This is a genomic window from Lysobacter olei, from assembly GCF_054777355.1.
In genome coordinates, this window is record NZ_BAAHAT010000001.1 from 25464 (window position 1) to 47669 (window position 22206).

Below are 22206 nucleotides of genomic sequence, written 5' to 3' on the forward strand. Positions count from 1 at the left end.
GCGCCCCACTCTCCGGATCACAGTCGATGCCAAGGCATCACATCGTGTACGTGGGCTTGTCCGCGTTCAGCAGGCCCGCGAGGACGGCCTCGATCTTGCCGCGCACCGCCTCGCCTTCGGCGTTATCGGCGAATTGAATGCCGATGCCCGCCGGACGATTGCCCTGCGCCCCGACCGGCGTCACCCACACGACCTTGCCGGCGACCGGCAGGCGCTCGTTGGAGTCCGGCAATGTGACGAGCAGAAACACCTCGTCCCCCAGGAAATAGCGCTTGGGCGTGGCCACGAAGATGCCGCCATGCCGGATGAACGGCATGTAGGCGCTGTACAGCGCGGCCTTGTCCTTCAGCGCCAGCGACAGGATGCCCTGCCGTGCGCCGCCCGGTGTCGCTCCATTCATTCCCTACGTCCTCCTTTGGCAGGCGCGCCAACCGCGGCGCGCCACCCCAACAGCAATTCAGCCACCGCCAGATCGGCGCGGATCGTCGTCCGCAACAGGTCACGCACGCCATTGGCCTTGTCGAACCATGCCGCCAGACTGCGCGTCCGGGCCGGGTCGGTCAAGCGCGACGCCTCGGCCAAGGCCAGGTCCGCCGCCGCACTGAGGCGCAAAGCGGAATGGTCGTCACCAATCCACGACTGGGCGATGTCAGTGGCGATCGCATCGCCCCGCGCCAGGCGCCCCAGATCGTCTGCGACAGCGCGGCGCAACGCGAGGCCCCCGCCCTGCAGCCACTCGTGGGCCAAGCCCGGATGGCCGCGTGCGGCGTCCAGGGCCTCGGCCGCAGCGCCGGGCGCGTGTCCCTGTGAAGACAACCAGGCCAGCGCTTCGTCGCGCGGTGGCAGGCGGAACTCCAGGCGCTGGCAGCGGCTGCGGATCGTGGCGGACAACCGCGCCGGCTGCGACGACACCAGCCAGAGGTAACGGCCGGGCACCGGTTCCTCAAGCGTCTTGAGCAGCGCATTGCCTGCCGCGTGGTTGATGGCTTCGGCCGGGTCGATGATCGCGATCTTGGCCCCGCCAAACTGCGGTGTCAGCGCCATCTCCTCGGAGACGGCACGGATCTGCTCGATCACCAGTTCGGTGCGCAGGCGCGGCGGCCGCGCCTTCTCGTTCCACTCGTAACCGACAAACTGCAGGTCGGGATGGCCGCTGCGCCCGAAGGGGTGCGCCAGGGAGCCGTCGGGGCGCAATTCCAGGGGATCGGCCTGGGTGCGACTGGCGAAGAGCCGGCAACTGCGGCATTGGCCACACGGCTCGCCGTTGGGCAGGCGATCGCCGCACAGGAGCCGCTGCGCCAGTCGCTCGGCAACCTCACGCTTGCCCAGCTTTTCCGGACCGCAAAACAACAGGCCATGGCCAAGGCGTCCCGCGTCGATGGCGGCCGCGGCCTGCTCGTAGATGCGCTGCTGCCAGGGTGCGAACGCGCTCACGCGCCGGCCCCCATCAGCGTGCGCAGGTGGGCCACGGCCGCATCGGCCACGGCATCGACCGATTGACTCGCATCCACCACGCGGAAGCGACCAGGCTCGGCCGCCGCTCGTGCCAAATAGCCTTCGCGCACGCGCTCGAAGAAGTCCTCGCGTTCGGCTTCGATGCGGTCGGTGGCACCACGCCCCCGAGCCCGCTGCAAGCCAATCGCCACGGGCACGTCCAGCAGCAGGGTCATGGCCGGCTGGATGCCAACCACTCGCTGCTCCAATTGCGCGATGAAGGCGACGTCGCCGCCGCGCGCCGCACCCTGGTAGGCGTAGCTGGCGTCGGTGAAGCGATCGCTGATCACCCAGTGGCCACGCTCCAGCGCCGGCAGGATGGTTTCGCGCACGTGCTGCGCGCGCGCGGCGAACATCAGCAGCAGTTCGGTCTCGGGTGCCGGGGGTTCGTGGTGCGTATCCAGCAGCAGGCCGCGGATCTGCTCGGCCAGCGGCGTGCCGCCGGGCTCGCGCGTGCAGGTCACCGACTGCCCAGCCACCTCCAGCGCATGCCGCAATGCCGCCAGCACCGTGGACTTGCCGGCCCCTTCACCGCCCTCCAGCGAGATGAAGCGGGCGCGCGTTTCGAGCGATGGCACGGCATCACTCATTGCGTGTTCTTTGCCTGTGCATTGCGATAGTTCTGCAGGTACTTGCGCACGTTGGCCTGGTGCTCGGCATAAGTGGCGGCGAACAGGTGGCGGCCGCTGCCATCCCCGACCGCGACGAAGTACAGGTGCTCGCCCGGCGCCGGCTTGGCCACCGCCTGCAGCGCGTGCACGCCAGGCATGGCAATCGGCGTGGGCGGCAGGCCCGTGCGGGTGTAGGTGTTGTAGGGCGTGTCGGTCAACAGGTCCTGCTTGCGGATGTTGCCGTCGTAGCGAGCGCCCATGCCGTAGATCACCGTGGGGTCGGTCTGCAGCTTCATGCCGATCTTGAGGCGGCGCTCAAACAGGCCCGCGATCTGCGGTCGTTCTTCGGCAATGCCTGTTTCCTTCTCCACGATGGAGGCCAGGGTCAGCATCTCGTCGGGCGTTTTCAGCGGCGTGTCGGGGCGGCGCTCGGCCCAGGCCGCTGCCAGCGCCTTCGTCATCGCCTCATGCGCACGCTTGAGCACGTCCAGGTCGCTGTCGCCACGGGTGTAAACATAGGTCTCGGGCAGGAAGCGCCCTTCGGGGTGCTGGCCCGGCTGGCCGACGGCCTTCATCAGCGCGGCATCGTCCAGCTTGGCGGTTTGCTGAGTGAGTGGCTGGGCCTTGGCAATCGCGGCGCGCAGCTCACGGATGTTCCAGCCCTCGACGATGGTGAAGCGGTGGCTGATCACCTTGCCATCCCGCATGGCCTGCAGCAGTTCCCGCGGGGTGATGCCCTCGGGCAACGCGTACTCGCCCACCTGCAGCTTGCCCGCGGCCCCCAGGCGCTTGGCCAGCAGGCGCCATTCGATGGCCTCGCCGGTTTCCACGCCCGCGTCTGTCAGCTTGCGCACCACCACCGGCAACGAATCGCCCGACTTCACCACGATGCTCTTGTCGGCACCGGCGCCCGCCAGCGGCGCGTCGGCGAATCCGGTATAGCGTTGCCAGCCCCAGAAAGCGGCGGCCACGGCCGCGATGAGCAGGATCAGGACCAGCAGGCCGGTCTTGCCGGACGAACGCTTGCGACTCACGAAGACTCCGGTGCGAAGGCGGGGTGTTCGGCGGCCAGGCGCTGCTGCAGCGCGGCCACCCGCGGGTGCGGCGCCCAGGTGCGTTCGCCCAGGCGTGCGACCGGCAGGATACCGCGCACGGCGTTACACAGGAAAACCGCATCGGCCGCCTCGACGTCGGCCACCTCGAGCCTGACTTCGGTGGCGTCAATCGTGGCCATGACCCAACGCCGGCACACCCCGGCGATACCGCACCGGTCCACCGCGGGCGTCAGCCAGCGATCCCGCTGCAGAATGAAGACATTGGCCGACGTCGCGCAGATCACGTCACCCTCGGTGCTGCGCATGAGGCCATCGTCGGCCACGGGTGATTCGGCGGGCAGTGGACGATCCGGCGGGGCAACCTGATCAGAAGGCTGCTTGGATGGCGCTGCCCATCCCCCCTGCGCTGGCAACCACTCCGCCCGCGCCATGACCTGTTCAAGCCGGTTGCAGTGCTTCAGGCCCGCCAACAACGGCTGGATCGCGAGGCGCGTGTCGCACCAGCGCAGCACCAGACCCTCGCCGGGCGTCGAAGGGAGCGGATGACGCGATAGCAGCCAGGTCGGCACGGCCGCCGTTGGCGGCGCGTAGCCGCGCCCCCCGCTCCCGCGGGTGACCAGCAGCTTGAGGACGCCGTTCGCGCCATCCAGCAACGCGCCGGCTTCCGCCCGAACGCGCGATTCATCAGGCAACGAAATCCGCAGCCGCGCCGCACCGGCAACCAGACGCGCCCAATGCGCGGGCCACCACGGCACCTCGCCCCGGTGCGCGCGCATGGTCTCAAACAACCCGTCGCCGTAAGCGAGGCCGCGATCATCGGGGGGCACGGCATCCACAGCCTGCGTCCCGACGAAGACGCGCACGTTCACCCCTCCACTCCCAGCGCGCGGAACATCCCGCGTGCCTTGGCTCGGGTTTCGTCCAACTCTCGCTCAGGCACGGAGTCGAAAACGATGCCGGCCCCCGTGCGGAAACGGGCCGTGTCGCCCTCCACTTCCGCGCTGCGGATGAGGATGTTGAGGTCCAGGTCGCCGTCGCGGTTGAGCCAGCCCATTGCGCCGGTATACGCGCCGCGCCCCTCGCCTTCCAGCTCGGCGATGATCTGCATGCACCTGACCTTGGGGCACCCGGTGATGGTGCCACCCGGGAAGGTCGCCCGAATCACCTCGCCGGGGGTGACGCCCTCGCGGAGCAGGCCCCTGACATTGCTGACGATGTGGTGGACGTGGGCATAGCTCTCCACCGTCATCAACTCGTCCACCTCCACGCTGCCGGGCGTGCAGACGCGCCCCAGGTCGTTGCGCTCCAGGTCGATCAGCATGACGTGCTCGGCGCGCTCCTTGGGATGGCCGACCAGTTCACGGATGCGCGCGCTGTCGTCGTCACCCGCGAAGCGCGGGCGCGTGCCGGCGATGGGGCGCGTTTCGACCACCTCGCCGCGCACTGACACGAGCCGCTCTGGAGAGGCACTGACCACGGCCCAGTCGGCATGGCCCGGCTGCTTCGCATCGGCAGGGAGCTTGGAACCGGCAAAGATGCCGGCGAACGGCGCGGGGTTGTTGTCCCGCAGCCGCTGGAACAGTGCGGCCGGCACCAGCGGAGCCGCAAAGCGCGCGCGCCAGCCTCGCGACAGGTTGACCTGGAACACGTCGCCTGCGGCAAGGTACTCCAGCACGCGCTGCACGCCCTGCGTGAAACGGGTGGGCGCGTCCTCGTCCAACGCCGCCGGCGGCTGCCACTGCGGCAAGTCCGAAAGCGACGCAATCGCGCTCACGTCTTCGCAGATGACATCCAGCAATGCCTCGTGGCCCACCTCGGCCACGGCGACGCATTCGCCGGTTGCATGGTCGCGCAACACCGCGGCAGGACAACGCAGCGCACAGGCCACCGGCAAGCCGCCGGGCGCGGACGGCACATGCAGGACGGGCTCCACCTGGGCCGCCAGTTCGTAGGCCAGCAACAAGGCCCAGCCCCCACGGAAGGGCCAGCGCGGCTCATCGCGCGGGATGCGCTCGGCACGCCAGGCGCGATCCAGGGCCGCAAGGAAGTCTCCTTCGACCGCCTCGCCGCGCTCGTCACGCGTCACGCCGTCATTGCCCAGCGCCAGCGATCCGCCATTGGCGACCAGCAGCAGGTCCCATCGGCCTTGGGCCGTGCCGTGGGCGGTGGATTCAAACAACGCCGGATAGCGCGCAGGCGCCAGACGGTGCAGGTCCAGAAAGTCGACGGCGGATGGAAGGGAACGCGTTACCAGCATGGAGTCGCACTACCGCCGTACAGGTGCTGCCGGGTCGTCGTCGCACGGCGTTCGGCCGGCGACGATTCACGGGCCGCTTGGTTCAGATGCGCTTGAACACCAGCGTGCCGTTGGTGCCGCCGAAGCCGAAGCCATTGGAGACCACCACGTCCACGGCCTTCTCGCGCGCCACGTTGGGCACGTAATCGAGGTCGCAGCCTTCGCCCGGCTCGTCGAGGTTGATGGTCGGCGGGATGATGCCGGTGTGCAGCGCCATCACCGAGAAGATCGCTTCGGCGCCGCCCGCGGCACCCAGCAGGTGGCCGGTCATCGACTTGGTCGAGCTGACCATGGTCTTGTACGCGTGGTCGCCCAGCGCACGCTTGATCGCCAGCGTTTCGGCCAGGTCGCCCAGCGGCGTGGAAGTGCCGTGTGCGTTGAGGTAACCGATCTGGTCCGGGTTGACGCCGGCGTCGTTGAAGGCCGCCGCCATGCAGCGCGCCGGACCTTCGCCGTTCTCGCTCGGCGCGGTCATGTGGTACGCATCGGACGAAGCACCGAAACCGGCGAGCTCGCAATAGATGCGCGCGCCGCGCGCCTTCGCGCGCTCGTACTCTTCCAGCACCAGGATGCCGGCGCCGTCGCCCAGCACGAAGCCGTCGCGGTCCTTGTCCCACGGGCGCGAGGCGCGCGTCGGGTCATCGTTGCGGGTGGACATCGCCTTCATCGAGCAGAAGCCGGCCATGGACGTCGGCGATGAACCGCGTTCGGCGCCACCCGCGATCATCACGTCGGCGTCGCCGTACTGGATCATGCGCATCGCCATGCCAATGGAATGATTGGACGTGGCGCATGCCGACACGGCCGAGAAGTTCGGCCCCTTGATGCCCGTGATCAGCGACACCTGGCCCGGCAGCATGTTGATGATGGTGCTGGGCACGTAGAACGGCGACACCTTGCGCGGTCCGCCCTCGTGCAGCTTCACCGCGGTTTCCTCGATGCCGAGGATGCCGCCGATACCCGAGCCGATCAGCGCACCGATGCGCTCGGCATTGGCCTCGGTCACTTCCAGCCCGGCGTCCTGCATCGCCATCAGCGATGCGGCCACGCCGTAATGGATGAACGGGTCCATCTTCTTGGCGTCCTTCGCGTTTACCCACTGGGTCACGTCAAAGTCACGGATCTCGCCCGAGATCTTCGTGGTGTAGCCCTCGGTGTCGAAATGGGTGACCGGGCCGATGCCCGAGCGGCCATTGACGATGCCGTCCCAGCTGCTGGCCAGGTCGTTGCCCAGCGGAGAGACGATGCCAAGACCGGTGACGACGACGCGTCGGGACGAAGCGGGACGGGAAGCCATGGAAACTCCGTTGTCAGCCTGCGGATCGCGACGCGTCTGCCGCATCGCCACCCGTGTTGCCGGCACGACGCCGGCGGGAATATGTGCGGGCGGCCCAAGAGATACAGCGGGCCAAACCGATTGCAGGGAACAGGGGCGCCGTACGGTGCCCCACGGGCGGCATCACCGCCCAAAGACACAGGGCCGCAGCAAGCGGCCCCGGTCTGAATCGCGGGAGGGCGATGTCGAAATCGCAACGCCTCCCCGGGGCGCAAGCGCCCACAAGCGAATTACGCCTTGACGTGCGCCTTGACGTAGTCGATCGCCTGCTGCACCGAGGTGATCTTCTCGGCCTCTTCGTCCGGGATCTCGCACTCGAACTCTTCTTCCAGGGCCATCACCAGCTCGACGGTGTCGAGCGAGTCGGCGCCGAGGTCGTCAACGAACGAAGCGTTGTTGGTGACTTCCTCTTCCTTCACGCCCAGCTGTTCAATGACGATCTTCTTGACGCGCTCTTCGATGCTGCTCATTTCTGCTCACTCCTCCCGGGATCGGGATATCAGACGGATAGTGTAGTGGAATCGCCGGCCTTCGCCAGTATTGTGCAAAAGCCTTTTGTATCAAATCTTTACCACCATCGTACGATGGTCACGGCATGTACATGCCGCCATTGACGTGCAAGGTCTCGCCGGTGATGTAAGCCGCCGACGGACCCGCCAGGAACGCCACCGCGCGCGCGATGTCGGCCGGCTCACCCAGACGCCCCAGCGCGATCTGGCCGAGCATCGCGGTCTTCGCGTCCTCGGGCAGGTCACGGGTCATGTCGGTGTCGATGAAGCCCGGCGCGACCACGTTGACGGTCACGCCACGCGAACCGATTTCCTTCGCCAGCGACTTGCTGAAGGCGATGATGCCGGCCTTCGCCGCGGCGTAGTTGGCCTGGCCGGCGTTGCCGGTCACGCCGATCACCGATGCGATGTTGATGATGCGGCCCTTGCGTGCCTTCATCATCGAGCGCATCACCGCCTTGCTGCTGCGGTAGACGCTGGTGAGGTTGGTGTCGAGGATGGACTGCCAGTCCTCGTCCTTCATGCGCATCAGCAGGTTGTCGCGGGTGATGCCCGCGTTGTTGACGAGGATCGAGATCCCGCCGAACTCCTTGGTGATGCCGTCGACCAACGCCTCGATGGCGCCCGGCTCGGTGACGTTGAGCACGCGCCCGTGACCGCCGTTGGCTGCCATGCGCGCGCCAATCGCCGCCGCGCCCGACTCACTGGTGGCGGTACCAATGACGGTGGCGCCCTGGGCCGCCAGCTCGTCGGCGATCGCGGCACCGATGCCGCGGCTGGCACCGGTGACGAGGGCAATTTCGCCCGAAAGAGGACCGTTGGCCATGTGTATTACCTCGAAGTGGGGTTGGGACCGCGAGCGTGGCAGCGCACCCGGGTGCGCCATGCCCGACCGCGGGCGAAATCGCTTACTGCCAGTCCGCCAGCGCGGACTCGAAATCCGACGGCGTTCCGATGGCGCGCGCATCCAACGACTTGTCGATGCGCTTGACCAGGCCCGCGAGTACCTTGCCCGGCCCGCACTCGGCAATGCGGGTGGCGCCGCGTGCCGCCAACGCCTGCACGCAACCGGTCCATTGCACCGGCAGGTAGAGCTGGCGCACCAGCGCATCGCGGATCGCCTCGACGCCCTCATGCACTTCGGCATCGACGTTCTGGATGACCGGCAGCGTCGGCGCGTGCCAGGACAGCGCGTTCATGGCCTCGCCCAGTCGATTGGCGGCCTCGCGCATCAGCGGCGTGTGCGATGGCACGCTCACGGCCAGCTTCACCGCCTTGCGCACACCGCGCTCGGCCAGCTGCGCCAGCGCCTTGTCCACGGCCGCGGCATGGCCACCGATCACGATCTGGCCCGGGGAATTGAAGTTGGCCGGCACCACGACCTCGTCACCGGACACGGCTTCGCAAACGTCCAGCACCAGGGCATCTTCAGCCCCCAGCACGGCGGCCATCGCACCGGTTCCGGCGGGCGCGGCCGCCTGCATCAGCTGGCCGCGCAGGCGCACCAGCTTGGCGGCATCGTGCAGCGACAGCACGCCTGCTGCGACCAGCGCGGAGTATTCGCCCAGGCTGTGCCCAGCGAGCAGCGCCGGGTGTGCACCGCCCCGGGCCTGCCACAGGCGCCACACCGCCACGCCACCGGCCAGCAACGCCGGCTGGGTGAACTCGGTCTGGTTGAGCTGCTCCTCCGGGCCGTTCTGGCTCAGCGCCCACAGGTCGACGCCGGCGCCCTCGCTGGCCTCGGCAAAGGTCGCCTGCACCACCGGATCCAGCCCTGCCAACTCGCCCAGCATGCCGAGCGACTGGGAGCCCTGGCCCGGAAAAACGAATGCCAGTTGCGATTGGGGGGGGAGCGATGCGGTCACGCGGATGCCTTGGGTGCAATCGAACGCGCCATGATACGAGTGAAAGCTCTAACGTGTCTGTACCCGCCCGTACAGTCGGGCGTTTGAAACCATTGACCGAAATTAAGCGCAGTTGGGCCCTGCACCCTGCTCCCGCCGGAGCACGAGCCCCAAAACGCGAACGCCCCGGCAGGCCGGGGCGTCGTAGACACATCCAACTCCGCCCCAAGGGCGGAGAGGTCAGTATCGGATCAGGGCCGAGCCCCAGGTGAAGCCGCCGCCGAAGGCTTCCAGCAGCAGCAACTGGCCGCGCTCGACCTTGCCCGAACGCACCGCGTGATCCAGTGCCAGCGGCACCGAACCCGACGACGTGTTGCCGTGCTTGTCCACGGTGACGATCACGCGCTCCATCGGCATGTCCAGGCGCTTGGCCGTGGCCTCGATGATGCGCAGGTTGGCCTGGTGCGGGATCAGCCAGTCCAGCTGGTGGCGATCCAGCCCGTTGGCTTCCAGGGTCTCTTCAACCACGGAGTCCAGCGCCTTGACTGCATGCTTGAACACGTCGTTGCCGGCCATCAGCACGCGCACGCCGGCGTTCTTCTCGTCGGGCTTGAAGCCCTTCGAAACGCCCACGGGGTTGTGCAGCAGCTCGCTCTTGGTGCCGTCAGCGTGCATGTGGGTGCTGAGGATGCCGGTCTCTTCGTCGGCCTTCAGCACCACGGCGCCGGCACCGTCGCCAAACAGCACGCAGGTGCCGCGGTCGCTCCAGTCGAGCATGCGGGTCAGGGTCTCGGCGCCGATCACCAGCGCGGTCTTCGCGGCACCGGAGCGGATGAACTTGTCGGCCACCGTCAGCGCGTAGACGAAGCCCGAGCAGGCCGCGTTCACGTCGAACGCCGGGCAGCCTGCAGCGCCCAGTCGCGCCTGCACCAGGCACGCCGTGGACGGAAAGATGACGTCGGGCGTGGTGGTGCCCAGGACGATCAGGTCGAGGTCCTTGGCATCAACGCCAGCCGCCTCCAGCGCGCGCAGGGCGGCCTGGTAGGCAAGATCGCTGGTGGTCTCGCCTTCGGCGGCGATGTGACGTTCACGGATGCCGGTACGCGCGGCAATCCACTCGTCACTGGTGTCGACGAGCTTGGCCAGGTCGTCGTTCGTGAGCACCTTTTCCGGCAGGTAGCTGCCGGTGCCGGCGATACGCGAGAACACTTGCTTGGTCATGGACTGGGTCATGCCAGGGGGGACACCTCGACGGGGCGGCCCGCCGGTCTCACCGACGCGCCGCGGGCGGGCCCGCACGCCAAGCCACAACGCCGACCCAGAAAAAGATTGCGGCCCGAAGGCCGCATCCCTGCACCGGAGCGCCAGCCAGCGGCCGGCGACTCCGCGGGGCGGTGGCCAGGCCGCCGCCCCACAGCAATGCACGCGGCGCGAGGCGCCGCGGTGCGATTACTCGGCGTCGACGACCTTCGACTTGACGTCGATGACCTTCTTGCCACGGTAGTAACCGTCAGCGGTCATGTGGTGGCGGATGTGGGTCTCGCCGGTGGTCGGGTCGGTGGCCAGCTGCTTGCTGGACAGCGCGTCGTGCGCACGGCGCATGCCACGCTTGGACGGGGTAACGCGGGACTTCTGGACAGCCATGGTCTTGCTCCAAGGAAACTCAGTTCGATTTGTTCTTCAATGCCGCCAACGCCGCGAAGGGGTTTGCGCGCTCCTGCTCGGCCTCTTCGGCCGGCCAGTCACGCTCCATCGCCTCCGTGCCGGGCATCGTCGGCACGACCGGGATGGCCAGGATGAGTTCATCCTCGACCAGCTCGGCAGCCTGCAACATCCCGTCGGACGGGACGAGCAGCGGTTCATACCCGGGCGGCAGCGCGGCTTCGTCCGCTTCATCACGGATGAGGCCGAGCCGCTGCACGATGTTCACCGGAAACACGAAACGTTGCAGGCTGCGCTGGCACAGCAGCGGCAGACCGGCATCGATGCGCATTTCCACATACTGCACCTGCAGTTCGTCCGTGTCGAACTCCAGCGAGTAGCTCACCTCGCCTTCGGTATCGACCAGACTGTCACGCAACCGGTCCAGCGAGGACAGCGGCAGGCGGCCTTGAACACCGCGCCGTGCCGCCACCATGCGCCAGGCATCCAGCATTTCGGAAACCGACGATCGGGGTGCGTCTGCGGACATAAGCTGCAGAATGTTAGGAGGTGAAAGCCCCCCTGTCAAACCGGAAAACCCTTGCGGGGCGGTGATTTGCCCCGCCGGGGGTGGCCGGTTCAGACTGCGGGTCCGCCCTCGCCCGTTCGCGCCGTGACCACAGCCCTACTTCTGCTCCTCCTGGCGGCCGTGGCCGTGGGCCTGCTGGCCTTCCTGCGGCGCGGCGTCACCCCGCACCAACGGGCCGTCCGCGAACTGCTCGATGCCGCCGACGCCCTCGAGGCCCGCCTGCGCACGGCGCGCGCGGAAATCGAGGCGGTCGCCGGCGACGAGGGCGAGGACCCGGTCCGGGAGGCCATGCGCGAGATGCTGCGCCAGCGCATGTGGCTGCGCGACCATGGGCAGGATGCCTCGCTGGAGCGCCTGGGTGAAGTCCGCGCCTCGATCGATGCCGCCCGCGCCCGCATCGACCAGCAGCTTTCGCGCATCGACCGCGCCCGCACACGGCTTCCTGACGCCCAATGACTCCGTTGATCCTGGCCTCCACGTCGGTGTACCGGCGTGACCTGCTGTCCCGCCTGCGCCTGCCCTTCGCAACCGCCCGCCCCGAGACCGACGAGACCCCGCTGCCGGGGGAAACACCCACCCAAGTGGCGTTGCGCCTGTCCGAGGCCAAGGCCCGGGCCGTAGCCACCGCCCTCCCCGGTGCCTGCGTGATCGGCTCCGACCAGGTGGCGGAACTGGACGGCCATTCGCTGGGCAAGCCGGGTGACCGCGCGGCCGCGATCCGTCAGTTGACCGGCATGTCGGGGCGCGAAGTGCTGTTCCGGACGGGGCTCTGTGTGGTCACGCCGGACGGCGTCGCCCACGCACTGCTGGACACCACCACGGTGCGCTTCCGGGTGCTGGCCGACGCGGAAATCCAACGTTACGTCGACGCCGAGCAGCCCTACGACTGCGCGGGCAGCTTCAAGTCCGAAGGCTTGGGCATCGGCCTCTTCGACGCCATCGAATCCAGCGATCCGACCGCACTGATCGGATTGCCGATGATTGCCACCGCGCGGCTGCTGCGTCAGGCCGGCTATCAGGTCCCCTGATCGCCGCCAAGCGCGAGGACGGATCCTGAACAAACCCTGCTAACCGCCTTGCGCAGGGCGGCGGCCGCGCTTCATCGCACGTGCACGGGCTGCTCGGCCCACTCCTCCACGCTGCCATCTCGGCCGTGCAGGCGCAGGCCCAGCCAGTGCTCGCCGGGTGCGACGTCGCCCAGATCGACGAGGCCGCCAAAGCCCACGTTGGGGTGGGACGCATCCGTGGAAATCTTCCAGAACGCGGCCACGCCGGTATTGCGCAGCCCGTAGGCCACCTCTCCGACCGGTCGGCCATCAAGCAGCACCTCCACCCGATCCAGGCCGACGCCGTCCTTGAACGCCCAGCCGCGCACCTCCAACTGGCGGGCGATGGTGGCACCGGGTTCCGGCGTGTCCAGCCACGCCATCGCCGGGGTCGTGCAGGGGCCGGGCAACCGGTCGCCCAACCGGAACAGCAGGAACCGGCGGCGGCCGTGGTCGATGTTGACGACGCGCGGTGCCGGCAGCGGCCCCACCATTGCGCACAGCGCGTGGTAGCGCGCCAGCAACGCCTTGTACGGGACATCGGTGGCCCCTACGACCAGCAGCGCCGGCCTTGCGCCCGGACCCGTGGCCGCGTCGCGGTGCAGGCCCCAGAGGTGCAACTGCGGTGCGCGGCCGTGGTGGTGGTTGAGCGGATGGTCGAGCACGGGAATCCGCGGATCGCCCAGCGCGAACCCCAGCTCCGCACCGATCTTGAAGTTGTCGGCGAGCAACGGCGTTCCCTTCGGCAGGGTTGAACGCTCACGGCGCACCGCATCGACAAGCGCGTCCCACCCGGCGAAATTTTCCGGGTAGGCCTTGCCTGTTGCGGCGCGAGTTCGCAGTGCTGGACTGGAAACGGCCGCGTAGTAACCCAGCACTGCGACAAACCCCGCTGCGATCATCGCCCAGGCGGCACGACGCAGCGCAGGCGACCACGTCGCCAGCGTGGCGGGCAGCAGCGGCAACAACGCGAGGTATCCGGGCAATGGCCAGTGGAAACTCACGCGTTCGTTGTCGGCAACGAATCCCAGCACGAAGAAGCCGAGTACCAGCAGGCCGCCACTCAGCGCCAGGTAGCGCGCCGCCGGCCGGGGATCGCCGGTCCCTCGCCGCGAGGCAACGACCATCGCGACCAGCACCAGCGGCGTGGCCAGCAGGGCCTGGATCACCACGAACCACAGGCCATCCAAGTGGAACGCCCACGGGTGTCGCTCCACCAACTGGAAGCGCAACCCGGCGTCGGCGTTCTCGATGTTCCAAGCCAGCAACGGCAGCCAGGCGATCGCGCCGATGGCGATGGCCGCCCAGGTCCAGCCGCTGCGCAGCGCGCGCCGGCCTTCGGGCAGCCACAGGAGGGCGACGAACCCCACCCCAATCACCGCGATGAAGCGGTAATGACTCAGGGCCCCGAGCGCGAGGCCTACGGCCAGTTCAAGCGCTGCGCCCGGGTGCATGCGCCGCACCAGCCGTGTACCGGCATCGAGGCACAGCACGGTCGCCAAGGCCATGGCCACGTCCGGCAAGGCCAGCAACCCCAGGGTGCCCGCCAGGGGCAACAGCAACGCCAGACTGCCGGCCTGCCAACCCATGGCGGCACCAAATTCGCGGCGCGCCATCACGACGATCAGCCAAGGCACCGCCGCCGCCAGCAACAGGAACGGCCACCGCAGGCCCAGCACGCTCTCGCCGGCCAACTGGACACCCAGCCGCGCCAACCACGCCGTCAGCCCCGGCAGGTCCGAATAGGCGGCCGCCAGATGCTGGCCCTCTTGCCAGTAGAACGCCTCGTCCACGAACAGCGGCAATCGTGCCGCGACCAGCACCTTGGCCAGCAGCACCACCGCAAACAGGACCAGGAACGCCAGGCGTGACCGCCGCACATCCACCATCGAAGCCAGACCTCTTACACTCCGCCTGAATACGGGAGAACCACGATGGCCGCATCCCCTTCGAGCGCGAGCATGCTACCTGATGCCCTGCGCCAGGCACTCGACCGCGCGCAGGCGCAGGTCAATCAACTGGTACTGGGCAAGCCACACGAGGTGCGGCTTGCCTTTGTCGCACTGTTGTCCGATGGCCACCTGTTGATCGAAGACCTGCCGGGGCTGGGCAAGACCACGCTGGCCCACGCCCTTGCAGCCACGCTGGGACTGGAATTCCAGCGCGTGCAATTCACCTCCGACCTGCTGCCGGCGGACGTGGTGGGCGTGTCCGTGTTCGACCCGCAGGCACGACGCTTCGAATTCCATCCCGGACCGGTGTTCACGCAAGTGCTGCTGGCGGATGAAATCAACCGTGCGCCCCCCCGCACCCAGAGCGCCCTGCTGGAGGCGATGGCGGAGCACCAGGTGACCGTGGACGGCGTCAGCCATGCCCTGCCGTCACCCTTCTTCGTGATTGCCACGCAGAATCCGGTCGATCTCTCCGGCACCTATCCGCTGCCGGACTCGCAACTGGATCGATTCCTGCTTCGCCTGGCACTGGGCTACCCCAGCGAGGCTGCCGAACGCGACCTGCTCGCGGGCAGCGACCGACGCGACCTCATTGCCCGCAGCCTGCCGCAGCTGGACGCCGCCGACGTGCTGGCCGCGCGTGCGGCCGTGAATGCGGTACACGCCAGCGACGCGCTCATCGGCTACGTGCAGGCGTTGCTTGCCCGCAGCCGCCATCACCCGGGCGTGCGCGTGGGTCTGTCGCCGCGCGCTGGCATCGCATTGCTTCGCGCGGCGCGTGCCTATGCGTTGCTGCTGGGCCGCCAGCACGTCCTGCCCGAGGACGTGCAAGCACTGTTTGGCGCCGTGGCGGCGCACCGTCTGACGATTGATGCCGATGCAGGCGACCCCGCCGCTCTGGCCAAGTCGATCCTGCATTCGGTCGCGGTCGACTGATCCCGTGGCAGCCGCATGGCGGGCCAGCCTGCGCGATCGCGCCCTGTCGCTGACACGGCCGCGAGCGCCCGAACCGCTCCCCGCGAGTCTGGACCGCCGTCGCGTGTACGTGCTGCCGACTCGCTTCGGCCTGTTCTTCGCCGTGTTACTGCTGGCGATGCTGCTGGGCGCGCTCAACTACAACAACAACCCGGCGTTGCTGCTGGCCCTGTTGCTGGCTGGCGCAGGCCTCGCGAGCCTGGTGTCGGCGCACCTGCAACTGACCGGGCTGGAGTTCCTGGCAGTCGATGCGGAACCGGTGGCGGCAGGCCAGGTGATGACGGTGCGTATCCATGCGAAGGCACCCACCGACCGGATGCGGCGCGGCCTGCAAGTCGCCTTTGCCAAGGCGCCCGCGACGCGCGCGGTGCTGGACGTGGAACAGGGGCACGGAGAAGTCGACCTGGTCCTCCCTACCCGACAGCGCGGTTGGCTCGATGTGCCACGACTGGTCGTGGCCACGACCCGGCCGTTGGGTCTGGCCCGTGCGTGGGCATACCTCTGGCCCGAGCCGCCGGTACTGGTCTATCCGGCACCGGAGCCGGCGGGGCCGCCGCTGCCCGAAGGCGCGGGTGACCGGGCGCACAGTCGCCTGCACCCGGCCGGCGAGGATGTGCACCACCTGCGCAGCTACCGTGCCGGCGATGCGCGGCGCGCGATCGCATGGAAGCCGTCGGCGCGGCGCGACCAGCTCATCGTCCGGGAGTACGAACAGCCGCAGGGCGCGGAAGTCACCCTGGATTGGCTGGCGCTGCGAGCGTTGCCTTACGAGGCGCGCATCAGTCGCTTGGCAGGCTGGGTGGATGCAGCGGAACGCACCGGCCGCCGCTATCGGCTGGTCCTGCCCGGGCAGCCCGTGCTGGGTCCGGGGCATGGGCCGCATCACCGCCACACTTGTCTGCGCGCACTCGCGTTGATGCCGCATGGCTGACACCCGCATCCGCTCTGCACTCGACCCGACCAGCCGGCATTGGGCTTTCGCCGCCGGTGGCACCTCGCTGGTGCCGATGCTGCTGCAGTTGCCTGGCACCATCGCCGCCACCGTGGCCGTCTGTGCCATCGCGGTCGCCGCCTTGGCCTGGCGACAACCGGCGCACGGGCTGATCCGGGTGCTGCTGGCGCTGTCACTGGTGGGCACGGTGCTGGTGCTCACCCGCTTCTCGCTGGGGCGCGACACCGGGTGTGCCCTGCTGGCCGCGATGCTGGCGATCAAACCGTCGGAAACGGCCACGCTGCGCGATGCACGCAGCCTCGTCGGCTTTGCGCTGTTCGCTCCGTTTGCGACGTTCCTGCTTGACCAGGGGCCGCTCACACTCGCGCTCGGCCTCATCGCCGCCATCGTGGCTTTGGGTGCGTTGCAGCGTTTTGCCGATATGGAATCGGGCGACCTGCGCGTAATCCCCATCCGCCAGAGACTGCCAGCCATCGGCCGCTTGCTCGGCACGGGCATCCCACTGGCCCTAGCCGCGTTCTGGCTCTTCCCACGCATGTCCGCACCCATGTGGGGCGTGCCGGAGCGCGCATTGGCCCGCCCCGGCCTCTCCGACACGATGACGCCCGGCGAATGGGTCGAGCTGATGAACGACGACACGCCGACGCTGCGCGTGCGCTTCTTCGGTGCCACGCCGCGACAGGAGGAAATGTACTGGCGTGGACCAGTGCTGTGGAACTTCGACGGCCGCAGCTGGACCCAGCCGCGCTGGTTCCGCAACCTGCCGCCGGCCGAGGTCGAGCCGGCCGCCCCGCGCTGGGACTATGAGATGGAATTCGAGCCCACCGATCGACGCCAGCTGGTCGCCCTCGACCTGCCGATGGCGGCACCGGCAGGCACGCGACTTTCGATCGACCACGGTTTGTGGGCGGAGCGTCCGCAGTCCTCGCTGGGCCGGTGGCGGATGCAGTCCGCGCCACCGCGGCGCTATGAGACCCAATTGCCACAGACGCTGCGCAGGGCCGCCCTGGAGCTTCCACCGGGCTTCAATCCGCGCACGCTCGCGCTCGCACGGCAATGGCGGGCGGAAGCCGGCCCGGACGACACCGCCGTGGTGCGGCGCGCGCTGGCGTGGATCCGTGCGGAATTCGTCTATACCCTCGCCACACCGCTTCCCGGGCGTCATGCCGTCGACGAATTCCTGTTCGACTTCAAACAGGGTTTCTGCGAGCACTTCAGTTCAGGGTTCGTGGTGTTGATGCGCGGTGCTGGCATTCCGGCGCGCGTGGTCACCGGCTATGCGGGCGGCTACCGCAACCCCTATGGCGGCTATTGGCTGGTACGCCGCTCCGATGCACATGCCTGGGCCGAAGTCTGGCTGCCCGAGCGCGGCTGGGTCCGCGTGGATCCCACGGCCGCGGTGGCGCCCGAGCGCATCTACGACACACTGGCCGACCGTGCCCCCGGGGCCGGGCTGTTTGGCGACGCGGGCGGCATCACTCCCGTGCTCAATGTCACCGACTGGCTGCGCCGCGGCTGGAACGATTTCGTGCTGGGCTTCAATGCCACGCGCCAGCAGGACCTGCTCAAGCCCCTGGGGATGGACCGATGGGGCAGCCGCGGGTTGATTGCCCTTTTCGGACTGGCCGGCGGACTGGCCCTGCTGTGGATGTTGTGGCTCAGTACGCAGGGTCCGCGCGAGCGTAACCCCGTGATCCGCGCCTGGCGCCACCTGGGACGTCGCTATGCCCGGGTGGGCCTCGGACGCGAGCCGCACGAGCCCGCCGGTGACTGGGCGCGGCGGGTGGCGACCACCCAGCCGGGGGGCGCCCCCGGACTTCTGGAACTCAGCCACCGTTTCAACAATTGGCGCTACGCTGGGACTCGAGCCGGGCGATCGGCGGCGCGCGAGCAGCGTGACCTGGTCCGCGCGCTTCTGGCCCACCGCCCAAGTACGCCAGGAGAACACCGATGAAACTCCGCACCGCCGCCCTCGTAGTGGGCACCGCGACCGTACTGGCCGCCTGCGCATCGCAGCCGCAACCCTTGCAGGGCACCTTCGCCGAGATCACGCCGCAGGATGCAGTCGCCGCCGACCGCACCGGCGCGCTGGTGCGCTGGGGCGGGCGCGTGGTCGAGGTCGAGCCGCAGAGCAACCGCACCTGCTTCCAGATGATGTCTACGCGTCTGGGCGGCACCGGCCGCCCGCTGGCGTCCAGCGACGACACGGGCGGTCGTTTCCTCGCGTGCCGCGCCGGCTTCTATGATCCGGCGCTGTTCCAACCGAACCGCGAGGTGACCTTCACGGGCCGCGTGACGGGCCATGAATCGCGCAAGATCGGCGAATACGACTACCGACTCCCGGTGGTCGAAGCTGAGGTGGTGTACCTGTGGCCCGTGCGCGAGCGCGTGGACGTGGTGCAGTACCCCGCCCCGTGGCCATGGTGGGGCTGGTGGTGAACCTGGCCCGGCACGCCCTCGCTCAGTGGGGCGTGCCGAATCGCCCCAGCGGCGCCCCCGCCAGCAGGTGCAGGTGGACCTGGAACACGGTCTGGCCGGCGTCACCGTTGCAGTTCATCACCACGCGATAGCCGTTGTCGGCAAAGCCTTCGCGCTTGGCATAGTCGGCCGCGGCCGTGACCAGCCGCCCGACCACTTCGGCCTGCGACGGCTGCAGGTCGTTCAGCGTGGGCACCGTCACCTTGGGCACGAACAGCACATGCACCGGAGCCTGCGGCGCGATGTCATGGAACGCGATCAGATGCTCGTCTTCGTAGACCAGCTTGGCGGGGATTTCACGCCGGATGATCTTATGGAAGATGGTGTCGTCGCTCATCGATTCTTCCTCAGTGGGGGCGATGGGGGGCGGTACGGGATGCCTTGGCAGGAAACTCCGACGCCGACTGTCCGCCCCCGTTCAATCAGGCATTTCGCTGCGGCTGCCGAAGGCGTGCGACAGCGTGCCGCGGTCCACGTATTCCAGTTCGCCGCCCAGCGGCACGCCATGCGCCAAGCGGCTGGGCCTGACCTGATGCTGGCGCGCGAGTTGCGCCAGGTAATGGGCCGTGGCCTCGCCCTCGACCGTGGGGTTGGTGGCGATGATCAACTCCTGCACTTCGCCTTCGGCCAAGCGCGCGCCCAGGGAATCCAGCCCCAGTTCGCGCGGGCCGATGCCGTCCAGCGGCGACAGGCGCCCCTGCAGCACGAAGTACAGGCCGCGGTAGCCGGTGGCCTGCTCAATGGCGAGGCGATCAGCCGGCGACTCGACCACGCACAGTTGGTGCGCATCACGCGAGGCACTGGCGCAGGTCGCGCACACCTCCGTCTCGCTGAAGTCACGGCAGCGTTGGCAGTGGCCGATGCGCTCGACCGCCTTGGCCAACGTGTCCGCCAGGCGCTGCCCACCCTCGCGCTCGCGTTCGAGCACGTGGTAGGCCATGCGTTGCGCCGATTTCTGCCCAACCCCGGGCAGCACGCGAAACGCGTCAATCAATTGTTCCAGCAGCGACGTGCTCATCAAAAACGATACCGGTGCAGGCGCGGCAGGCAGGCACCCGCCGCAGCCCCGCCCGGTCCGATCAGAACGGCATCTTCATGCCGGGCGGCAACGGCATGCCGGCGGTGGCAGCCGACATCTTCGCCTGCGACTCGGCATTGATCTTGTTGACCGCATCGTTGAACGCGGCAGCGATCAGGTCTTCGGCCATTTCGGCATCGCTGATCACGCTCGGATCGATGCGCACCTTGCGGCACTCCATGCGACCGGTCAGGGTCACGCTGACCATGCCGCCACCGGCGTTGCCGGTGACCTCGATCTTGGCCAGTTCTTCCTGCGCGCGCTGCACGTTTTCCTGCATTCGCTGCGCCTGCTGCATCAATTGGGCAATGTTTCCACGCATGTTTCAGTCTTCCAGGGGGCGGATGGAATCGGGGACGACACGGGCGCCGTACTGCGCGATGAGGCGCTGCACGTCGGCGTTGTCCATGAAAGTGGATTCGGCGGCGGCCTGTCGCTCGTCCCGCGCGCGCTCGTTGCGCTCGCGGATGGATTCGCCGGCGGTCGCGGCGGCGAAACGGATCTGTGGGGCGACGCCCAGGCGCGGCACCAGGGCCTCGGCCACCAAGTTGACGAGGTTGGGCACGCCCAGGTGCTGGTCGGCCTCGGGTAACGCCAGGGTGAGCACGCCATCGGCGTAGCCACCGAAGACCGCGTGCTCGGCCAACAGGCGAGCAGGACCCTTGAGGTCGCTCGCGGCCACGAAGTCGTGCCACTCGTCGGCGTCGGCGATCCCGACGGCCAGATCAGCGCCCGACGGGACGGGACGTACAGTGGCGGGGCTCATCGCCGGCACCCCTGCCGCTTCGCGCACGGGTGCACTGGCGTCCGCGGGAGGGTGCGCCGCCACCGGCTCGCGAGGTGCGGGCGGAACGGTGCGCGGCGGCTGATTGCGTTCCACGACGATCGGTGGCGCGATCACGGGTGCGGCAGGAGCCGCGGCGATGCGGGCGACCGGCGTCGCCGTGGTCTCGGCCCAAGGCGGAACATCGTCGTCTTCGGATTCAGTGGGCGTAGCCGAAGTCGCCCTGGTCTCGACTGGGCTGGCCGCGCCCTGCACGTCCACCGCGCGTCGGCTATCGCTGGTGCCAGATTGCACATGCGCCTTGACTGCGTTGACTGAGGGCGGTGTGGACCCGCCGTGCGCCGCGCCGGGATCCATCGAGGCGGGTCGAGTCTGCGCTGCCGCAGCGGCGCCCCCCGTCGGCGATGCACTGCGCACGCCCGCGGACTCGGATGCCACGGCACGGCCACCGCCGCCGCTTTCCGCCGGCCGGAACGCCAGCATCCGCAGCACGGTCATCTCGAATCCCGCGCGCGGGCTGGGCGCCAGCGGCAGATCGCGACGTCCATTAAGCGCCATCTGATACCAGAGCTGGACCACCTCGGCGCGGATGCGCGCGGCCAGCCCGTCGATGTCCACGCCGTCGGCCTCGACCGGCGCCCCGGGCACCAGTTGGCGCACCTGGATGCGGTGCATGGCGTCGCTCAACGCATCGAGCACGGTGCCCCAGTCAGGGGAGAATTCGGCCAGTGCGGTCACTTCCGCCAGCAGGGCGTCGCCATTGCCGTCGGCCAACGCCGACAGCAACGCGCCCACGCGGGTGCGATCGACCGAGCCCAGCATGGTCGCCACGCCGCTCTCGACCAGTTGCCCACCGCCACTGTTCGCGCCGGTGTAGGCAATGGCCTGGTCCAGCAGCGACAGGCCATCGCGCAGGCTGCCGTCGGCGGCCTTCGCGAGCAGGCGAATCGCGCCCGGCTCCACCACAATGCCTTCGGCGTCGAGGATCTTGTTCATCTGCCCGGTAATCTGGCCTTCGTCCAACCGCTTCAGGTTGAACTGCAGGCAGCGCGACAACACCGTCACCGGCAACTTCTGCGGGTCGGTCGTGGCCAGCAGGAACTTCACGTGCCCCGGCGGCTCTTCCAGCGTCTTCAGCAGCGCGTTGAACGCCGCCTTCGACAGCATGTGCACTTCGTCGATCAGGTAGACCTTCACCCGGCCGCGGCTGGGCATGTACTGCGCGTTCTCGATCACCTCGCGCACGTCGTCCACGCCGGTATTGGACGCGGCGTCGATCTCGATCAGGTCGAAGAAGCGGCCGGCGTCGATGTCCTGGCAGGTGGCGCACACGCCGCACGGGTCGGACGAGGTGCCCTGCTCGCAGTTCAGCGACTTGGCGAAGATGCGGGCGATGGTGGTTTTGCCCACCCCGCGGGTGCCGGTGAACAGGAACGCGTGGTGCACGCGGCCGGTTTCCAGCGCGTTGGTCAGCGCACGGACCACGTGCTCCTGCCCGACCAGTTCGGCGAAGCGCTTGGGGCGCCATTTGCGGGCGAGGACGAGGTAGGACATCGGATCCTTTGC

General features: G+C 68.6%; 24 protein-coding genes. 6 read left to right on the top strand and 18 right to left on the bottom strand.

Going from position 1 to position 22206, the window contains the following annotated elements; all coding sequences use genetic code 11:
- Positions 1 to 37 precede the first annotated feature (37 nt).
- From ACYVBS_RS00130 to ACYVBS_RS00190, 13 genes are all read right to left on the bottom strand, one after another.
- The gene (locus tag ACYVBS_RS00130) at positions 38 to 400 is read right to left on the bottom strand and encodes a PilZ domain-containing protein (protein WP_460821026.1); all 363 of its coding nucleotides are present in this window, start codon (positions 398 to 400) and stop codon (positions 38 to 40) included.
- Positions 397 to 1434 carry a DNA polymerase III subunit delta' gene (locus ACYVBS_RS00135; protein ID WP_460821028.1) on the bottom strand — a complete coding sequence of 346 codons (1038 nt, stop codon included), beginning with the start codon at positions 1432 to 1434 and terminating at the stop codon, positions 397 to 399. The genes ACYVBS_RS00130 and ACYVBS_RS00135 overlap by 4 nt, the downstream gene beginning before the upstream one ends.
- Positions 1431 to 2084 (bottom strand): dTMP kinase, encoded by a 654-nt coding sequence (tmk, locus tag ACYVBS_RS00140; protein WP_460821029.1) that lies wholly within the window; start codon positions 2082 to 2084, stop codon positions 1431 to 1433. Before tmk ends, ACYVBS_RS00135 begins: the two co-directional genes overlap by 4 nt.
- Entirely contained in the window at positions 2081 to 3139 is a 1059-nt protein-coding gene (mltG, locus tag ACYVBS_RS00145) for an endolytic transglycosylase MltG (RefSeq protein ID WP_460821030.1), read from the bottom strand. The genes tmk and mltG overlap by 4 nt, the downstream gene beginning before the upstream one ends.
- Positions 3136 to 4029 carry an aminotransferase class IV gene (locus tag ACYVBS_RS00150; protein ID WP_460821031.1) on the bottom strand — a complete coding sequence of 298 codons (894 nt, stop codon included), beginning with the start codon at positions 4027 to 4029 and terminating at the stop codon, positions 3136 to 3138. Before ACYVBS_RS00150 ends, mltG begins: the two co-directional genes overlap by 4 nt.
- The gene (locus tag ACYVBS_RS00155; protein ID WP_460821033.1) at positions 4026 to 5417 is read right to left on the bottom strand and encodes an aminodeoxychorismate synthase component I; all 1392 of its coding nucleotides are present in this window, start codon (positions 5415 to 5417) and stop codon (positions 4026 to 4028) included. The genes ACYVBS_RS00150 and ACYVBS_RS00155 overlap by 4 nt, the downstream gene beginning before the upstream one ends.
- A gap of 82 nt (positions 5418 to 5499) precedes the next feature.
- Positions 5500 to 6753: a beta-ketoacyl-ACP synthase II gene (gene fabF, locus ACYVBS_RS00160; RefSeq protein ID WP_460821034.1), complete on the bottom strand. Its 1254-nt coding sequence runs from the start codon at positions 6751 to 6753 to the stop codon at positions 5500 to 5502.
- A 269-nt stretch (positions 6754 to 7022) separates the two neighbouring features.
- Complete coding sequence (gene acpP / locus ACYVBS_RS00165) at positions 7023 to 7262, bottom strand: acyl carrier protein (protein WP_144816856.1); 240 nt, start codon at positions 7260 to 7262, stop codon at positions 7023 to 7025.
- A gap of 118 nt (positions 7263 to 7380) precedes the next feature.
- The gene (gene fabG / locus ACYVBS_RS00170) at positions 7381 to 8127 is read right to left on the bottom strand and encodes a 3-oxoacyl-ACP reductase FabG (RefSeq protein ID WP_460821035.1); all 747 of its coding nucleotides are present in this window, start codon (positions 8125 to 8127) and stop codon (positions 7381 to 7383) included.
- 82 nt (positions 8128 to 8209) lie between these two features.
- A complete protein-coding gene (fabD, locus tag ACYVBS_RS00175) occupies positions 8210 to 9166 on the bottom strand; it encodes an ACP S-malonyltransferase (protein ID WP_460821036.1) in 957 nt (318 codons plus the stop codon).
- A 219-nt stretch (positions 9167 to 9385) separates the two neighbouring features.
- Complete coding sequence (locus tag ACYVBS_RS00180) at positions 9386 to 10366, bottom strand: beta-ketoacyl-ACP synthase III (protein WP_460821037.1); 981 nt, start codon at positions 10364 to 10366, stop codon at positions 9386 to 9388.
- Positions 10367 to 10594: 228 nt separating this feature from the next.
- Positions 10595 to 10789: a 50S ribosomal protein L32 gene (gene rpmF / locus ACYVBS_RS00185; RefSeq protein WP_460821039.1), complete on the bottom strand. Its 195-nt coding sequence runs from the start codon at positions 10787 to 10789 to the stop codon at positions 10595 to 10597.
- A 19-nt stretch (positions 10790 to 10808) separates the two neighbouring features.
- On the bottom strand, positions 10809 to 11336 hold the full coding sequence (locus ACYVBS_RS00190) for a YceD family protein (protein ID WP_460821040.1): 528 nt from the start codon (positions 11334 to 11336) through the stop codon (positions 10809 to 10811).
- A gap of 123 nt (positions 11337 to 11459) precedes the next feature.
- Between ACYVBS_RS00190 and ACYVBS_RS00195 the strand changes: the two genes are divergently transcribed.
- Together ACYVBS_RS00195 and ACYVBS_RS00200 are read left to right on the top strand one after the other, a co-directional pair.
- Positions 11460 to 11831 (top strand): hypothetical protein, encoded by a 372-nt coding sequence (locus ACYVBS_RS00195; RefSeq protein WP_460821042.1) that lies wholly within the window; start codon positions 11460 to 11462, stop codon positions 11829 to 11831.
- A complete protein-coding gene (locus ACYVBS_RS00200; RefSeq protein WP_460821044.1) occupies positions 11828 to 12403 on the top strand; it encodes a Maf family protein in 576 nt (191 codons plus the stop codon). The genes ACYVBS_RS00195 and ACYVBS_RS00200 overlap by 4 nt, the downstream gene beginning before the upstream one ends.
- Before the next feature lie 71 nt (positions 12404 to 12474).
- On the opposite strand, the gene ACYVBS_RS00205 is transcribed toward ACYVBS_RS00200, so the two are convergent.
- On the bottom strand, positions 12475 to 14310 hold the full coding sequence (locus tag ACYVBS_RS00205) for an ArnT family glycosyltransferase (protein ID WP_460821045.1): 1836 nt from the start codon (positions 14308 to 14310) through the stop codon (positions 12475 to 12477).
- 45 nt (positions 14311 to 14355) lie between these two features.
- Between ACYVBS_RS00205 and ACYVBS_RS00210 the strand changes: the two genes are divergently transcribed.
- From ACYVBS_RS00210 to ACYVBS_RS00225, 4 genes are read left to right on the top strand one after another with little or no spacing between them, the layout of a single operon-like run.
- Positions 14356 to 15309 carry an AAA family ATPase gene (locus ACYVBS_RS00210; RefSeq protein ID WP_460821047.1) on the top strand — a complete coding sequence of 318 codons (954 nt, stop codon included), beginning with the start codon at positions 14356 to 14358 and terminating at the stop codon, positions 15307 to 15309.
- Between the two features lie 4 nt (positions 15310 to 15313).
- Positions 15314 to 16279, top strand: coding sequence for a DUF58 domain-containing protein (locus ACYVBS_RS00215; protein WP_460821048.1), 966 nt, complete (start codon positions 15314 to 15316; stop codon positions 16277 to 16279).
- Entirely contained in the window at positions 16272 to 18254 is a 1983-nt protein-coding gene (locus ACYVBS_RS00220) for a transglutaminase TgpA family protein (protein WP_460821049.1), read from the top strand. Before ACYVBS_RS00215 ends, ACYVBS_RS00220 begins: the two co-directional genes overlap by 8 nt.
- Positions 18251 to 18739 (top strand): Slp family lipoprotein, encoded by a 489-nt coding sequence (locus ACYVBS_RS00225; protein ID WP_460821051.1) that lies wholly within the window; start codon positions 18251 to 18253, stop codon positions 18737 to 18739. Before ACYVBS_RS00220 ends, ACYVBS_RS00225 begins: the two co-directional genes overlap by 4 nt.
- Before the next feature lie 22 nt (positions 18740 to 18761).
- Here the strand turns inward: ACYVBS_RS00225 and ACYVBS_RS00230 are convergent, their stop codons facing one another.
- The 4 genes from ACYVBS_RS00230 to dnaX all read right to left on the bottom strand — a co-directional run bounded on the left by ACYVBS_RS00230 (position 18762) and on the right by dnaX (position 22194).
- Complete coding sequence (locus ACYVBS_RS00230) at positions 18762 to 19115, bottom strand: histidine triad nucleotide-binding protein (protein WP_460821053.1); 354 nt, start codon at positions 19113 to 19115, stop codon at positions 18762 to 18764.
- 81 nt (positions 19116 to 19196) lie between these two features.
- Positions 19197 to 19796, bottom strand: coding sequence for a recombination mediator RecR (gene recR / locus ACYVBS_RS00235; RefSeq protein WP_460821054.1), 600 nt, complete (start codon positions 19794 to 19796; stop codon positions 19197 to 19199).
- Positions 19797 to 19857: 61 nt separating this feature from the next.
- Entirely contained in the window at positions 19858 to 20178 is a 321-nt protein-coding gene (locus ACYVBS_RS00240) for a YbaB/EbfC family nucleoid-associated protein (protein ID WP_460821056.1), read from the bottom strand.
- Between the two features lie 3 nt (positions 20179 to 20181).
- Positions 20182 to 22194 carry a DNA polymerase III subunit gamma/tau gene (dnaX, locus tag ACYVBS_RS00245; RefSeq protein WP_460821058.1) on the bottom strand — a complete coding sequence of 671 codons (2013 nt, stop codon included), beginning with the start codon at positions 22192 to 22194 and terminating at the stop codon, positions 20182 to 20184.
- Between the last annotated feature and the right edge of the window lie 12 nt (positions 22195 to 22206).